Origin of the sequence: Janthinobacterium sp. SUN073 (assembly GCF_030397665.1) — a bacterium.
Classification (GTDB): domain Bacteria; phylum Pseudomonadota; class Gammaproteobacteria; order Burkholderiales; family Burkholderiaceae_D; genus Janthinobacterium.
Genome location: NZ_JAPUBT010000009.1, coordinates 45,764 through 61,603 on the forward strand (window position 1 = coordinate 45,764; position 15,840 = coordinate 61,603).

Here is a 15,840-nt window from a genome sequence, read left to right on the forward strand (position 1 = left end):
GCAGTGTCAGGATTGATGTTACTATTTTTTGAATGTTTGTGAAAAAATCATGCCTGCAGTGCGCGCATGCGAAGTAGTGCACCATTTTGCAGGAACCGATATCGTTGGGATTTGGCTGCTCGCGGCCAGGAACAAGACTTCAAAGGGTTAGCCATGGTGATGACTTCCTTAGCGCAAACGCAATGCCAGATATTTCTGGAGGGGGAGGGTGATCGCTGGTTTGACCGCAATCGATCTACCTTGAACCAGCAGAAGTCATTCTACGAGAACGAAACGATCAAGCGCGTCCTGGCCAGTCATCGTGACCGTATCGGGCATATCCTGGAAATCGGCTGTGGCAACGGCGTCAAACTGGCGGATCTCAGCCAGTTTTTTGCTGCACAGGGCCATGGCATCGATCCCTCTGCCGAGGCCGTGCGCGAAGGCATGGATAAATTTCCTAATATTAATGTTCAACTGGACGTTTCGATCGCGTCGCACATTCCGCACGGCGATGCCAGCATGGATTTGGTGTACTTTGGCTTTTGCCTGTACCTGGTAGACCGGACGGAAATTCTCAAGGCTGTTGCCGAGGCTGACCGGGTATTGAAGAGCGGCGGGTTTCTTGCCATCCTGGACTTCGATCCAGGCTATCGCCACAAGCGGACCTATCATCACAAGCCCGGCCTTTTTTCCTACAAGACGTCCTATGCGGATTTCTTTACTGCCAGCGGTCATTATTATCTGGTCGCCAAAGACAGCTTTTCCCATAGCGAACATGCCTTTACGCTCGATAGCGATGAGCGTGTTTCCATCTGCATCCTCTACAAAGAACCCGAGCCATATGGCAAGGACTGACAAAGCAGTCGTCAACGGACGAAATTGCTGGTTGGCGGCCATGCCCTAGCACCGGCGAGCACAGGCGCCACCAAATCGTAAGGTGCTGCAGACTTTATTCGGTGTTTCTACAGCCCTCCACTCGCTTGCTCGTCCGGTATCCGGATTGCCGTTTGCTGGCGCATACCCCCTATTTTTCCAGGCGTTTTGCAATGCGATGACCAAGTGAAATCAATGGCGTTTCTATGAGTTTGTACATGATAAATGCCAGAAGTAAGGTGGCGACAGTGATGGCTATCCGATAATTTTCAGCCCAGTGATCCGGCAGTTCGAACTCGATCTTCCATTTGTTGCGCCCGAGCTCCATGAAAAGGACCCAGTGAACCAGATAGAGTGAGAATGATGCGTTGCCAATGGCGATCATGAATTTTGTGTATCTGCTGTGCCAAAAACTGTTTGTGTTGCTGGCATTTAATTTCTCTGAATTCAAGAAGGCCATAATTAACAGGGCTGAACATATGCTGGTTCCCAATGTGGTAATCAAGGTGTTCCAGCTTGAGTTTGGCCAACCCAGCATGTTTTCCCAAATGAGAAATACAATGATAGAGGCAAGCAGCGGCCCAGCCGATTTGAATTTCAAAAGTCGATCTTGATTTTTGTAAATCAGAATTCCTGTTAGAAAGTTAATGTGAGTCGCAGACAATAAGTGGTAATCCCAGAAAGGTGGGAGTGTGCCCTGATTTATCAGGATGGGTAAAGCCATGCCGATTCCGCCAAGCAAGGCGAGAGTGATGATTAATGTTCTTAACCTGGAAAAATATAAAATAATCGCACTCAGGAGATAGAATATTATTTCATGTTCCAGCGTCCAGCCGACGGCATAGGGTGGATGATTTTCCAGCGGGAAGATGCTAAAAGACTTGATGATTTCCGACATTCCCAGGTCGCCGCCGCCAAGGTTGTAGCCGTAGTATAGTTGCAGATAGACAGCCAGCCCGCAAAATATCCAGTATAGGGGGTAAATTCTGAAGAAGCGTCTTGTTAAAAACGATGCCGGTTGAATTTTTCCCTTGCTTGCGATATGGGCAATGATGAAGCCACTAACGACAAAAAAAGATCGACGCCGAGATAACCCCATTTATAAACAAATGGAAGAGTGACTTTATATTCATCTGGGAATGAGGCGACTACGAAGTGAGAATGAAACATTACGACGGACAGCGCTGCAATTGCTCTAATTATTTGAATTGAGGAGAATTTCTGAAGCATTAGTGCAGCCTGTCAGTTGTGGGAACATGATTATAGTAAGGTCTTGAGGAATACGCTAACCCTTAATTCCTTGTCATAGAGGAAAGAAATGTACATGTGGAGATGTTTTTTCACAATGTCAGCCGTCGATTGCCTCAATTCATCGCTGGTGTAGGCGATGCCTTGCACGGCTCATGATTGGGGCGGCCGGCCATCGTTGGCAGCGATTCCCGGTCAGCAAATGCGCCCAGCGCCCACGATTGAGGCCAGCCCAGTTCATTGCGCACGGCCAAGGCTTCCGTCGCCTTGCCCTGGCGTTCATACTGGTCGATCAGCGCCTTGTAGCTGAGGGCGCTCGACCGTTCGCTCTTCTTTGCCAGCGCGATGGCCTGGCGGAAATGAAACTCGGCCGCATCGTAGCGGCAGGCCCCGCTGGCGGCGCGTCCCGCCTGGTGATGCAGTCGCGCCTGCCAAGCGAAGTCGCCCCGGCCCAGTTCGACATTGTCGACGGCCGCCTCATAGCTGCGCATGGCCTGCGCCCAGTCGCCCTGGCTGGCCGCCTCGCGTGCGAACTGCTCCTGCTGCGCGGCCATGCGCAGTTCGGTTTGCGTGGAGCAGGCGCCCAGCGCGATCAGGATCAGCGGCAGGACGAGGCAAGCGCGGAAGGGGAGTAGTGTGGACATGGCGCCACTGTAGCGCAAGCAAGGGCGCGCACGTTTGCGCGGGACGCATGAATTGGGGGATTTGTGCGGCACTGATGACATATAATTTGCACACGACTTTGTTATTTTTGACAGTACACCTCTCGGGAGCACCATGTTTTCACGCAAATTCCATTCTTGTGCACAGCTGATGCTGGCCACCTTGCTGATGAGTTTTGTCGCCACCGCGCCCGCGCGCGCGCAAGAGGCGGCCGTCAAATTGCCGAATGTGGTGATCCTGGCCACGGGCGGCACCATCGCCGGCAGTGGCGCCGACAGCACCACCACCGTCGGCTACACCTCGGCCACCGTGGGCGTCGAGCGCCTGATCGCGGCCGTGCCGGAACTGAAAAAAGTGGCGAATGTGAAAGGCGAGCAAGTGTTCCAGATCGCCAGTGAAAGCATGGGCAATAGCCACTGGCTGGCCCTGGCCAAGCGCATCAACGTGCTACTGGCCTCGAACGATGTCGATGGCGTGGTCGTCACGCACGGCACCGACACCATCGAAGAGACGGCGTATTTCCTGAACCTCACCGTGAAGAGCCACAAACCCGTGGTCGTGGTGGGCGCCATGCGGCCATCGACCGCCATCTCGGCTGACGGCCCGATCAACCTGTACAACGCCGTGATGCTCGCTGGCAGCAAGGAAGCCGTGGGCAAGGGCGTGCTGGTGGCCTTGAACGACCAGATCAACGCGGCGCGCGAAGTGACCAAGACGAACACGTCGACCACCGACACCTTCAAGTCGCCGGAACTGGGCATGCTTGGCTACATCCAGGGCAGCAAGGCCTTTTTCTACCGCCAGTCGACGCGCAAGCACACCCTGGAATCGGAATTTGACATCAGCAAGCTCGATGCCTTGCCGCAAGTGGACATCGTGTATGGCTACGCCAACATGAACCGTGTCGGCATGGACGCGTTTATTGCCGCTGGCGCCAAGGGCATCATCCACGCGGGCGTGGGTGATGGCAGCGTGGCCGCGCAAATGAAGCCGGCCCTGGTGGAAGCGCGCCAAAAGGGCGTGCTGATCGTGCGTTCGAGCCGCGTCGGTCAGGGCATCGTGGCGCGCAATGGCGAAGCCAACGACGATGAACTCGACAGTGTCGTGTCCGACACCCTGAACCCGCAAAAAGCCCGCATCCTGCTGATGCTGGCCTTGACCAAGACCAACAGTACGCAAGAAATCCAGCGTATTTTTTACACGTATTGATCCTTCTCGTGCCAGGCCAGCCTTATTGGCTGAGCCTGGCTGATTTACGCTTGCCCGCTTTGCTGCCATACTTCGCTTCTGAATAACTTCCTGGCAGAAGCAGCAACACTGTTCCTTGTCCCTTGTCCATGGCTATCCTGTCCGACATCATCCTGTATCCGATCAAATCGTGCGCCGGCATCCACTTGCAGGAGGCTGTGCTCACACATTCCGGGCTGATGAGCGAACACGTGTTCGACCGCGAATGGATGGTGGTCGATGCGCAGGGCCGCTTCCTGACCCAGCGCGAACATCCGCGCATGGCGCTGATCGTGCCGTCCATCAAGGCCACCACGCTGGAATTGCGCGCGCCGGGCATGCTGCGCCTGGAAATCGAGCTGGGCTTGCCGCATCCGCAACTGGCGCCCATGCTGGAAGTGCAGGTGTGGGACGATAGCGTGCGCGCCTACGATTGCGACGACGTCACGGCCACCTGGTTTTCCAACGCCATCGGCGTGCCGTGCCGCCTGGTGCGCTTTCACCCGGACGTGGTGCGCGCCACCAGTACCAAGTGGACGGACGGTGTGGCGGCCGCGACCATGTTTGCCGATGGCTACCCGGTGCTGATCGCCGGCAGTGCTTCGCTCGACGACGTCAATGACAAGTTGCGCGCCGCCGGCCGCGAGGCGCTGCCGATGAACCGGTTCCGTCCCAATCTGGTGATCGGCGATATCGGCGCCTTCGAGGAAGACTACGCCGCGTTCCTGCAATTTGGCGCCACCGTGTTAAAACCCGTCAAGCCGTGTTCGCGCTGTCCGATCCCGTCGGTGGACCAGGCCACTGGCGTGCCGGGACCGGACCCGCTCGACGTCATGCATGGCTATCGCGCCAAGCCCGAACTCGATGGCGCCATCTGCTTCGGCATGAACGCCATCGTCACCGACGGCGGCGACGAGCGCATCGTGGTGGGGCAGGACATCGGTTTCGAACTGGCATTTTAAGCATGGCGCCCGTACAGAAGGGTTTAAGGTTTCTATGAATCAAGCAATACCGCCGGACCCGCGCATTGCCAGCCTCGAAGCCGAAAACCAGGCCTTGCGCGCGCGCATGGCTTTCCTGCTGGAACAGGTCGAGCGCAACCACGACATCATGTGCCGCCACCAGGCGTTTGACCTGGAAATCGTCAGCGCGTCCACCTTTCCCGAGTTGATCGGCACCATTTTTCGTACCTTGCCCGTGATCTCTGACCTCGACGGCGTCACCTTGAGCCTGCTCGACGAGGATGACGATATCGTACTGGTGATGGAAAAGCTGGGCGTCGATTTCAGCGCCTTTCCGCAGTTGCTATTCGTGCATGCCGTGGCGGAGCTGGGTTTTGCTTCGCCTGCGCCTGCGCCCGTGGCCGAAGGGGACGCGGCCTTGCCGCCGTTGCCCCTGCTGGGACAGTTCGACGCCGCCGTGCATGGCCCCCGCTTTCCGCAGATCAACGCTTTGCGTAGCGTGGCGCTGGTGCCCTTGCTGCGCAACAAGCGGCTGATTGGCAGCCTGAACCTGGCCAGCGGCGACGTGACGCGCTTCACGCCTTCGCTGGGCACGGATTTCATCAAGCACATGGCCTCCATCATCGCCATTTGCCTGGAAAACGTGATCAGCAATGAAATGCTGAAATACATCGGCTTGACCGATTCCCTGACGGGCGTCTATAACCGCCGCTATATCGACCGCCGGCTGCTGGAAGAAATCGGCCGCGCGCGGCGCCAGAATTATTGCATTTCATGTATGTATATCGATATCGACCATTTTAAACGGGTCAATGACACCTATGGCCACCAGGGCGGCGATGAAGTGCTGCGCGAAGTGGCCACGCGCATCCGCACGGAATTGCGCCGCTCCGATGCGCTGGGCCGCTTCGGCGGCGAGGAATTCGTCGTCCTGCTGATCGATGCCGACCTCGACAGCGCGACCTTTGTTGCCGAACGCATCCGCGCCAGCATTGCCGGCACCATGTTTGACTTGCCGGGCAGCGCGCAAGCGTGGGTCAGCGTGTCGATCGGCGTGGCCAGCCTGGAAGCGGACGTGGCGCTGCTACCCATCGAAACGGTGGCGCAGCAGCTGGTGGCGCATGCCGACCAGGCCCTGTATCAGGCCAAGGCGGGCGGCCGCAACAAGGTCATCAGCTGGCAGGCGCAGATCGGCTGACTATTTCAATAATAAGGTTTCGGCCTTGGCCACGGCATCGGCAGTGCCGCGCAGCACCACCACGTCACCGCTGGCCAGCTGCGTCTCTGGCGTGATATCGAGGCGGTCGCGGCCGCGGCGGATGGCCGTCACAAACGCGCCGCAGCCGGTCACGTCGACCGTGCTCAACGGCAAGCCCACACACTGCGCGCCCTCGCTGACGGTGACCGTATGCAGGCGTTCCAGCTCGGCATCGTCGCCCGCGTCGCTGGAGCCGTGGAAATAGCCGCGCAGGGACGCATAGCGTTCCTCGCGCGCCGCCTGCACCCGGTGCACCACGCGGCGCAGGGGCACGCCCATCATGATCAGTGCGTGCGAGGCGAGCATCAGGCTGCCTTCCATCAATTCCGGCACCACTTCGGCCGCGCCCGCTTTCTTCAACTGGTCGAGGTCGCTGTCGTCGTGGCTGCGCACGATGACGGGCAGGGTCGGCGCCATATCGTTGAGTAAATGCAGTAACTTCAGTGCCGAGGGGGTATTCGCATAGGTGATCACCACGGCGCTGGCCCGGTAGATACCGGCCGCCACCAGGCTTTCGCGCCGGCCCGCGTCGCCATACGAGACGTGGGCGCCAGCCAGCTGCGCTTCCTGCACCCGTTCCGGATCCAGGTCCAGCGCGTGGTACTCGATCTTTTCTTCCGCCAGCAGGGTGGCCAGGCTTTGCCCGCTGCGCCCGAAGCCGGCGATCAGCACGTGTTTCTGCGACGCCATGGTGCGCGTGGCGATCTTGGTCAGCGCCAGCGATTGCATCATCCAGTCGTTGGCCGCCAGCTTCATGACGATGGCGTCGGACTTGGCGATGAGGAAGGGCGCCACCAGCATCGACAGCACCATCGAGGCCAGCACCACCTGCACGACGAACGGGTCCATCAGCTTGATGCCGCCCGCCAGGTTCAGCAGCACGAAGCCGAACTCGCCCGCCTGTGCCAGTCCCAGTCCCGTGCGCAGGGCCACGCCGTTGCTGGACCCGAACAGCCGGGCCAGGCCCGCGATCAGGGCAAATTTCAGCAACACGGGGCCGCACAGCAGCAGCAAGACCAGCCACCAGTTGTCGAGCACCACGCGGATATTGAGCAGCATGCCGACGGTGATGAAGAACAGGCCCAGCAGCACGTCGCGGAAGGGCTTGATATCCTCTTCCACCTGGTGCTTGAATTCCGTCTCGGAAATGAGCATGCCGGCAACAAACGCCCCCAGGGCCAGCGACAGCCCCGCCCGTTCCGTGATCCAGGCCGCGCCCAGCGTGATCAGCAGCAGGTTGAGCATGAACAATTCCTGCGAGCGGCGCTTGGCGACCATGGTCAGCCAGCCGCGCACCAGCTTCTGGCCGATGAAAAGCAACAAGATCAGCACCACCAGGGCCTTGCCGCCGGCCCAGGCCAGGGTTTCGGCCAGATTGTCGGAATCGCGCGTGAGGGCGGGAATCAGGATCAGCAGGGGCACCACGGCCAGGTCCTGGAACAGCAAAATGCCGATGATCTTGCGGCCGTGTTCGCTTTCCAGTTCCAGCCGTTCCGTGAGCATTTTCGAGACGATGGCCGTCGACGACATGGCCAGCGCACCGCCCAGGGCGAAGGCGGCTTGCCAGCTCAGGTGTATGTAGGAGGACAGGTAGCGTCCGACGAACCAGCCGAAGATGACGGTGGCGACGATGGTGGTGACCACCTGCGCCATGCCAAGGCCGAAGACGATGCGCCGCATGGCGAGAAACTTGGGAAGTGAAAACTCGAGCCCGATGGAAAACATCAGGAAGACGACGCCGAACTCGGCCAGGGTATGGCTGGCTTCGTTCTCGGCCGCCAGGCCCAGCGCGTGGGGGCCGATGACGATGCCGACGGCCAGGTAGCCCAGCATGGGCGGCAAGTGCAACATTCTGAAAGCGACCACGCCCAGCACGGCGCTGCCGAGTAACATCAGGGTCAGTTCAAGCGAGGAAAACATGGGTTGCCCGGTGCGGTCAATGGAAATCGTTGTTTGTTGTGACTGGCAAGTTTTTTGCTTTCCTAATTCGTTTATACTTTGGGCATGAGTGTAACCCATGAAAAAACAATGCTGAAAGCTTTTGATCGAATTGACATGCAAGCGACGACCGAGCGCGCCGTCGCGCTGGCCCGTACCACCTTGCAGATCGAGTCCGACGCCATCGTAGCGCTGCGCGCGCGCCTGGCCACGGACGACAGCGTGGGCCGCGCCGTGGCGATGTTGCTGCAATGCAAGGGGCGTGTCGTCGTCTCCGGCATCGGCAAGTCCGGCCATATCGCGCGCAAGATTGCCGCCACCCTCGCTTCCACCGGCACGCCGGCCCTGTTCGTGCATCCGGCCGAAGCGGCCCATGGCGACCTGGGCATGGTCACCTCGGACGATGCTTTTATTGCCATATCGTACTCCGGCGAATCGTCGGAACTGATGGCCATCATGCCCGTCGTCAAGCGCATGGGCGGCGTGCTCATTTCCATGACGGGCAAACCGAACTCCAGCCTGGCCCAGCTGGCCGACGTCCACCTGGATATTTCTGTTGAGAAAGAAGCCTGTCCGCTGAACCTGGCGCCGACGGCCAGCACCACTGTCACCCTGGCCCTGGGCGACGCGATCGCCGTGGCCTTGCTCGACTTGCGCGGCTTCAAGGAAGAGGATTTCGCCCGCTCGCACCCGGGCGGCGCCCTGGGCCGCCGTCTGCTCACGCACGTGCATGACGTCATGCGCAGCGGCGAACGGGTGCCGAAGGTGCCCGTGGACGCTTCCTTGCTGCAGGCGCTGGAAGAAATGACGAAGAAGGGCATGGGCATGACGGCCGTCGTCGATGCGGACAACCGCCCCGTGGGCGTGTTTACCGATGGCGACTTGCGCCGCATGTTCGAGCGCGTGCAGGATTTCACGCAAGTGGCGATCCGCGACGTCATGCATGTGCAGCCGCGCAGCATCGCGCCCGAACGCCTGGCCGTCGATGCCGTGGCCGTGATGGAGCAGTTCCGCATCAACCAGATGCTGGTGGTCGACGCCGACGGCAAGCTGGTGGGCGCGCTGCACATCCATGATCTGACGCAAGCGAAGGTGATCTGATGGATAGCGTAGCGGACAACCTGGCGCGCGCGGCCAAGGTCAAACTGATGATCTTTGACGTCGATGGCGTGCTCACCGACGGCAGCCTGCATTTCGGCCCCGATGGCGAGATGATGAAAACGTTTAATGTGTATGATGGCCTGGGCATCAAGCTGCTGCAGGAATCGGGCGTGCAGACGGCCATCATCAGCGCGCGCCGCTCGGCCATCACGGCGCGCCGCGCGCAAGACCTGGGCATTACCCATGTGCACCAGGGCGGTCACGACAAGCTGACGCCGTTTCGCGAACTGCTGGCGCTGACGGGCTTGACGGAAGAGCAATGCGGCTATATCGGCGACGATGTCATCGATGCGCCCATCCTGCGCCGCGTGGGCTTTGCCGTCAGCGTGCCGGGCGGGCGTCCGGAAGCGCTGGACCTGGCGCACCATGTGACGCAAGCTGGCGGCGGCCGTGGCGCCGTGCGCGAGATCTGCGAATTCCTGCTGCGCGCCCAGGATAACTATGCGCGCGTCATGGCGCCGTTCCTGGAGTGAGGCGCATCGCCTCGCCGCCAGTGAGATTTGAAAGAGTGAAACCCTATGCGTAAGCCAGGAGGCGCCCATCGCTGGCGCATGATTTTTACCGTGCTGGGGGCCATCGTCTTTGCGCTGGGCAGCTTCTGGCTGCTGGAAGTGATGAACAAGAATGCCCAGGACATCACGGCCAGCAAGCATCTGGATGAGCCCGACTATTTCATCACCAATTTCAGCCTGGTGCGCATGGACTTGACGGGCAAGCCCAGCTATATCGTATCGGGCACCAAGCTCACGCATTATCCGCTGGACGATTCATCCGATATCGACCAGCCTTTCGTGCGCAAGCTCACGCCAGGCATGCCGCCGATGAACATGAATGCGGAACTGGCGCATATCGACCAGGACAATACCCGGCTGCAACTGTACCGCAATGTCGTGATCGACCGGGTGGCCAGTCCGAAGGCGCAGAACCTGACAGTCAAGACGGAAGCGCTGACGGTGTTCCCGGATGAGGAAAGAATGGAAACGGACGTGCCTGTCGATATCCTGACGGGCGCCTCGCGCATGAATGGCGTCGGCATGAAGGCCAATAACGCCACTGGCGTGGTGGAAGTGCAGAATGCGCTGCGCATGGTCCTCCCGCCGAAACCGCGCCCGGCCGCGGCGGCAAAATGACAGAATGAAACAAGGAAACCATACTATGAAGAATATCTTGCTGTTGACCGTATTTTCTCTGGCCATGATGGGCGTGGCGCATGCCGAGAAGGCCGATTCCGAGAAGGAAGCCGTCATCACGGCACGCAGCGGCCACGTCGATGACGTCAAGCAGATTCGCACCCTGACGGGCGACGTCGTGCTGGTCAAGGGTACCTTGACCATGAAGGCGGGCCGGGCCCTGATCACGGAAGACCCGCAAGGCTACCAGTTCATCACTTTCTGGGCCGATCCCGGCAAGCTGGCCACCTTCCGCCAGAAGCGCGATGGCGCGGGCGACCTGTGGGTGGAGGGCGAAGCGGAGCGCGTGGAATACAACAACAAGACGGAAGTGGTGAAACTGTTTTCCAAGGCCAAGCTGACGCGCCTGGAAGGCACCAAAGTGACCGATGTGGCCAACGGCGCCTTCATCTCGTATGACAGCCGCAAAGAAGTGTTTGCGATGGAAAATTCCGACAGCGGCACCAGCACCCCCGATGGCGGCAGCGTGCGCATGGTGATCCAGCCGAAGCCCAAGGCACCGACGGCGGAGAAAGCGCCGGCCACGCCCGCGCCAGGAAAGAAATAATGGACAATACTCGTTGCGGCAGCACCCTGATCGTTCGCGGGCTGCAAAAAACCTATGGCAAGCGGCAAGTCGTGCATGATGTCTCGCTGCAAGTCGAATGCGGCGAAGTGGTGGGTTTGCTGGGCCCGAACGGCGCCGGCAAGACCACCTCGTTCTACATGATCGTCGGCCTGGTGCCGTCGGACGGCGGCAGCATCGATATCAGCGGTGTGGACATTTCCCGCCTGCCGATCCACCGCCGCGCGCAGATGGGCCTGTCGTATCTGCCGCAGGAAGCGTCCGTCTTCCGCAAGCTGACGGTGGAAGACAATATCCGCGCCGTGCTGGAAATCCAGACCGTCGAAGGCCGTCCCCTGAAGAAGGCCGAGATCGAAGAGCGCCTGGATAAATTGCTGGCCGACTTGCAAATTGAAAAGTTGCGCGAGAACCAGGCGCTGTCCCTGTCGGGCGGCGAGCGCCGCCGTGTGGAAATCGCCCGCGCGCTGGCCACCGACCCGCGTTTCGTGCTGCTCGACGAGCCGTTCGCCGGTGTCGATCCCATCGCCGTGATCGAGATCCAGCGTATCGTGCGCTTCTTGAAGGAGCGCAATATCGGCGTGCTGATCACCGACCATAATGTGCGCGAGACGCTGGGTATCTGCGACCGTGCCTACATCATCAACCAGGGCTCGGTGCTGGCGTCGGGACGCCCCGACGACATCATCGCGAACGAGTCGGTACGCCGGGTCTATCTGGGCGAACACTTCCGCATGTGAGCCAATGAAACAATCATTGCAGCTGCGCACTTCGCAGCACCTGGCACTGACGCCGCAGTTGCAGCAATCGATACGCCTGTTGCAATTGTCTACCCTGGAATTGCACCAGGAACTAGAGCAACTGCTGACGGACAATCCCTTGCTCGAGCGCCTCGACGATCCGCTCGACCGTTCGCTGCGCCTGCTGTCCGACGGGGCCCTGAGTTCCACGGCCGCGCCGGCCGAAGCACCGCCCCAGCCGCCAGGCCAGGAAGCGCCTGCGGCGCCGGCCGAAGCGGAAACCTTTGACGGCGAGGCGGGCGACAGCCCGGCCGCCGCGGACGGCGGCGACAGCGACTGGAGCGAGGCGAGCCGGGGCAAGGCGCCCGACGACGAAGATTCGCGTCCGCAATTGGAGGCCCATCACTGCACCCTGCGCGAACACCTGATGGAGCAGATGCGCGTGACGGTGCTCGAATTGCGCGACCGCGCGTTGGTCGAGCTGATCATCGACGCGCTCGACGACAATGGCTACCTGGAAGAGTCGCTCGACGACATCCTGGCGCGCCTGCCGGAAGAGCTGGAAATCGACGCCGACGAGATGCGCACGGCCTTGTCCCTGCTGCAAAGTTTCGATCCGCCCGGCGTGGGCGCGCGCAACGCGTCCGAATGCCTGGCGCTGCAAATCAAGCGTTTGCCGCACATCGCCATGGTGACGCGGCGCATGGCCCTCGTCATCGTGGAAAAGCACCTGGCCTGGTTTGCCCAGCGCGATTTCAACAAGCTGAAAAAAGCCCTCGATTGCGACGAGGAAGACTTGCGTGAAGCGCAGACGGTGATTCGCCAGTGCAATCCGCATCCGGGCGCCGTGTTCGCCTCCGATGTGTCCGATTACGTGGTGCCCGACGTCGTCGTCAAGCGCGCGCGCAATGGCTGGCAAGTCACCCTGAACAATGACGTCATGCCGCGCCTGCGCGTCAACGCCATGTACGCCAACTTGCTCAAGCAGGGCAAGGGCGAGGGCGCCATGGGCGCGCAATTGCAGGAAGCCAAGTGGCTGATCAAGAATATGCGCCAGCGTTTCGACACGATCTTGCGTGTGGCGCAGGCGATAGTAGAAAGACAAAAGAACTTTTTCTCGCATGGGGCCGTTGCCATGCGCCCCCTTGTGCTCCGTGAAATAGCTGATACACTGGGTTTACACGAGAGTACTATCTCGCGGGTAACAACCCAAAAGTACATGCTGACCCCGCATGGCATGTTTGAGTTGAAATATTTCTTTGGTAGCCACGTCGCCACCGAAGCGGGGGGCGAAGCATCATCGACGGCGATACGGGCATTGATCGTGCAACTGACAGGAGCAGAAGACCCTAAAAATCCTTTATCCGACAGTAAGATTGCGGACATGCTGGGGGAACAAGGCATGGTGATTGCGCGACGTACTGTTGCCAAATACCGGGAAGCGTTGAAAATTCCGCCAGTGAGTCTGCGTAAGTGTTTGTAAGTTTTTTTCGGTTCCTCTGCGGGCCGGATAGGATGGACCGCACGAACCCGATCATCTTTAGGAGTGTGTATGAATCTCACCATCAGCGGACATCATCTCGAAGTCACACCAGCCATCCGTGAATACGTACAAACGAAGCTGGAGCGCGTGAAACGTCATTTCGATCAAGTTATCGATATCGCCGTGATTCTGACCGTGGATAACCTCAAAGAGAAAGAAAAACGTCAAAAGGCCGAAGTCAACCTGCGTCTGAGTGGCAAAACAGTCTATGTGGAAAGCCTGGCGCACGACCTGTATGCCGCCATCGATATCCTGATCGACAAGCTGGACAGGCAAGTGATGAAGTACAAAACCAAAGTGCAAGGGCACGGTAAAGAGGCGATCAAGCATCTGCCAGACAACTCGGAAGACGAATTCGCCGCCGCCTGAGCGGCCTGCGACTTTCAACCGGTTGTGATCAACTAAGGGCGCACATTGCGCCCTTTTTTGCGCCTGGACCTTTTGAACGCAATGTTGCCCGTGCAGGCGCTAGAATGTGCCTACTCTCACTTCTTTCATTTTGCCATGAGCGACTTCGTCCAGACCTCCATCCGCAACCGCACGGGCCACATCGTGCTCGACCGCCCGAAAGCCTTCAATTCCCTGTCGCTGGAGATGGTGCGCGCCCTGAGTGCCGTTTTGCTGGCCTGGCGCGACGATCCGCAGGTGGACGCCGTCGTGATCCGTTCCAGCAGCGAGAAAGCCCTGTGCGCCGGTGGCGATATCCGTTTCTTTTACGATGCGGGCCTGGCTACACCGCAAGGCGGCAGTGCGTTACTGGAAGATTTCTTTACGGAAGAATACGCCTTAAATCATGTGATTCATTTCTACCCGAAACCGTATATCGCCGTGATGGATGGCGTGGTCATGGGCGGCGGCATGGGCGTGGCGCAAGCGGGGCCCGGCAACCGCTTGCGCATCGTCACGGGCCGCACGCGCATGGCCATGCCGGAAGTCAATATCGGCTTGTTCCCCGACGTGGGCGGCAGTTATTTTCTGTCCCGCCTGGCCGGCCAGCTGGGCCTGTACCTGGGCTTGACGGGCTCGACGATCAACGCGGCCGATGCCCTGTACACGGGGCTGGCCGATGTCTACCTGCCCGAGGCGCAGATGGGGGCGCTGCTGGCCCTGTTCGAATCGACGCCGGGCGAGGCCTTGCCGGTGGCCATCAAGGCGCTGGCGGCACCGTTCCAGGCCGAGGCGGGGGCTTCTCCTTTGGCTACGGCGCGCGCGGCGCTGGACCGCCACTTCGGCGCCGGCTCGGTGGCGGCCATCATGGCGTCGCTGGCGCAGGACGACAGCGCGTTCGCGGCGAAGGCTCTGGCGGCCATGCGCCTGCGTTCGCCCTTGATGATGTCGGTGACTCTGGAATTGCTGCAGCGCGGTGCCCACCTGGGCGTGGCCGATTGCCTGCGCCTGGAGCGCAGCGTGGTGCGCCACAATTTCGAGCATGGCGAAGTGCTTGAAGGCGTGCGCGCGCTGGTGGTCGACAAGGACAATGCGCCGCGCTGGAACCCATCCAGCCTGGACCAGGTTGACGCGGCCATGGTGGCGCGCTTCTTTGCGCCCGTCTGGCCGGCCACGGCGCATCCGCTGCGCCACCTCGACTGATTAAGCGCGCTCGCGATGGCGCAGCACGACTCTTTCGTTGGGGCCGAAGTATTGCGCCAGCCGTTCCGCCATGTACACGGAGCGGTGCTGGCCGCCCGTGCAACCGAGCGCCACCGTCAGGTAGCTGCGGTTGTCGGATTTGAATGACGGCAACCACTTCTCGATGAAGGCGCGGATGTCGGCCAGCAGTTCCAGCGCGCTCGGTTGCGCGTCGAGGAAGGCGATCACGGGCGCATCGCGTCCGTCGAGCGGACGCAGCGCCAAGTCGTAATAGGGATTCGGCAAGGCCCGCACATCGAAGACGAAATCGGCGTCCAGCGGCACACCCAGCTTGAAGGCGAACGATTCGAAGAACAAGGTCAGCGGTGCGCGTTCGGAGGCGACGATATCCTTGATCCAGGCGCGCAATTTATTGGCGCTCAGTTCCGAGGTATCGATCACATGGCCCAATTGCTCGATGGCCGACAGGCGCTCGCGTTCTTCCGAAATGCATTCGATCAGGGTGCGGCGGCTGGCCGGGTTCTGGTTCGGACGCAATTCGTGCGACAGCGGATGGCTGCGCCGCGTTTCCGAGAAGCGCGCCACCAGCGAATGCGTGGTGGCCGTGAGGAACATCACCTTGACGTCGTGCCCTTGGTCGCGCAGCAGGGCCACATTGTGCGGCAGGCTGGCCAGCGACTCGGCGCTGCGCGCATCGACGGCGACGGCCAGTTGCGGAGTGCCTTCGTCGAGCAAGGTTTGCACCAGGCTGGGCAGCAAGGCCGGTGGCAGGTTGTCGACACAATAGTAGCCGGTATCTTCCAGCACATTGAGCGCGACGGATTTACCGGAGCCGGATATTCCGGTGATAAGGACGATATGCATACGCCGATCATACAATAAAGATCGGCATTGCGCTCCCGA

Annotated in this window: 16 protein-coding genes; 12 read left to right on the forward strand and 4 right to left on the reverse strand. The window is 60.1% G+C overall.

Features of this window, described 5'->3' with window-relative positions; genetic code table 11:
* Positions 1-153: 153 nt before the first annotated feature.
* Complete coding sequence (locus O0882_RS21470) at positions 154-837, forward strand: class I SAM-dependent methyltransferase (RefSeq protein WP_289951309.1); 684 nt, start codon at positions 154-156, stop codon at positions 835-837.
* Between the two features lie 169 nt (positions 838-1,006).
* Here O0882_RS21470 and O0882_RS21475 read toward each other — a convergent pair whose 3' ends face one another.
* Together O0882_RS21475 and O0882_RS21480 are read right to left on the reverse strand one after the other, a co-directional pair.
* Positions 1,007-1,954: an acyltransferase gene (locus O0882_RS21475; RefSeq protein ID WP_289951311.1), complete on the reverse strand. Its 948-nt coding sequence runs from the start codon at positions 1,952-1,954 to the stop codon at positions 1,007-1,009.
* Positions 1,955-2,219: 265 nt separating this feature from the next.
* Entirely contained in the window at positions 2,220-2,747 is a 528-nt protein-coding gene (locus O0882_RS21480; protein ID WP_289951313.1) for a tetratricopeptide repeat protein, read from the reverse strand.
* Positions 2,748-2,880: 133 nt separating this feature from the next.
* Between O0882_RS21480 and O0882_RS21485 the strand changes: the two genes are divergently transcribed.
* The 3 genes from O0882_RS21485 to O0882_RS21495 all read left to right on the forward strand — a co-directional run bounded on the left by O0882_RS21485 (position 2,881) and on the right by O0882_RS21495 (position 6,153).
* A complete protein-coding gene (locus O0882_RS21485) occupies positions 2,881-3,975 on the forward strand; it encodes a type II asparaginase (RefSeq protein ID WP_289951314.1) in 1,095 nt (364 codons plus the stop codon).
* Positions 3,976-4,103: 128 nt separating this feature from the next.
* Entirely contained in the window at positions 4,104-4,955 is an 852-nt protein-coding gene (locus tag O0882_RS21490; protein ID WP_289951316.1) for an MOSC N-terminal beta barrel domain-containing protein, read from the forward strand.
* Positions 4,956-4,989: 34 nt separating this feature from the next.
* A complete protein-coding gene (locus tag O0882_RS21495) occupies positions 4,990-6,153 on the forward strand; it encodes a DUF484 family protein (RefSeq protein ID WP_289951318.1) in 1,164 nt (387 codons plus the stop codon).
* Here the strand turns inward: O0882_RS21495 and O0882_RS21500 are convergent, their stop codons facing one another.
* Entirely contained in the window at positions 6,154-8,133 is a 1,980-nt protein-coding gene (locus tag O0882_RS21500) for a monovalent cation:proton antiporter family protein (protein WP_289951319.1), read from the reverse strand. It abuts the gene before it with no gap.
* Positions 8,134-8,241: 108 nt separating this feature from the next.
* On the opposite strand from O0882_RS21500, the gene O0882_RS21505 reads away from it, so the two are divergent.
* The 8 genes from O0882_RS21505 to O0882_RS21540 all read left to right on the forward strand — a co-directional run bounded on the left by O0882_RS21505 (position 8,242) and on the right by O0882_RS21540 (position 14,937).
* A complete protein-coding gene (locus O0882_RS21505; protein WP_289951320.1) occupies positions 8,242-9,252 on the forward strand; it encodes a KpsF/GutQ family sugar-phosphate isomerase in 1,011 nt (336 codons plus the stop codon).
* The gene (locus tag O0882_RS21510; RefSeq protein WP_141171517.1) at positions 9,252-9,785 is read left to right on the forward strand and encodes an HAD hydrolase family protein; all 534 of its coding nucleotides are present in this window, start codon (positions 9,252-9,254) and stop codon (positions 9,783-9,785) included. The genes O0882_RS21505 and O0882_RS21510 overlap by 1 nt, the downstream gene beginning before the upstream one ends.
* Before the next feature lie 45 nt (positions 9,786-9,830).
* Positions 9,831-10,442, forward strand: coding sequence for an LPS export ABC transporter periplasmic protein LptC (gene lptC / locus O0882_RS21515; RefSeq protein WP_289951324.1), 612 nt, complete (start codon positions 9,831-9,833; stop codon positions 10,440-10,442).
* A gap of 25 nt (positions 10,443-10,467) precedes the next feature.
* Positions 10,468-11,049 (forward strand): lipopolysaccharide transport periplasmic protein LptA, encoded by a 582-nt coding sequence (gene lptA / locus O0882_RS21520; RefSeq protein WP_289951326.1) that lies wholly within the window; start codon positions 10,468-10,470, stop codon positions 11,047-11,049.
* Positions 11,049-11,804, forward strand: a complete 756-nt coding sequence (gene lptB / locus O0882_RS21525; protein WP_099760888.1) for an LPS export ABC transporter ATP-binding protein — start codon at positions 11,049-11,051, stop codon at positions 11,802-11,804. Before lptA ends, lptB begins: the two co-directional genes overlap by 1 nt.
* Positions 11,805-11,808: 4 nt before the next feature.
* On the forward strand, positions 11,809-13,287 hold the full coding sequence (locus tag O0882_RS21530; RefSeq protein ID WP_035824120.1) for an RNA polymerase factor sigma-54: 1,479 nt from the start codon (positions 11,809-11,811) through the stop codon (positions 13,285-13,287).
* A 69-nt stretch (positions 13,288-13,356) separates the two neighbouring features.
* The gene (gene raiA, locus O0882_RS21535) at positions 13,357-13,716 is read left to right on the forward strand and encodes a ribosome-associated translation inhibitor RaiA (RefSeq protein ID WP_289951330.1); all 360 of its coding nucleotides are present in this window, start codon (positions 13,357-13,359) and stop codon (positions 13,714-13,716) included.
* Between the two features lie 135 nt (positions 13,717-13,851).
* Entirely contained in the window at positions 13,852-14,937 is a 1,086-nt protein-coding gene (locus O0882_RS21540; protein ID WP_289951333.1) for an enoyl-CoA hydratase/isomerase family protein, read from the forward strand.
* Here the strand turns inward: O0882_RS21540 and rapZ are convergent, their stop codons facing one another.
* Positions 14,938-15,801: an RNase adapter RapZ gene (gene rapZ, locus O0882_RS21545; RefSeq protein ID WP_289951335.1), complete on the reverse strand. Its 864-nt coding sequence runs from the start codon at positions 15,799-15,801 to the stop codon at positions 14,938-14,940.
* Between the last annotated feature and the right edge of the window lie 39 nt (positions 15,802-15,840).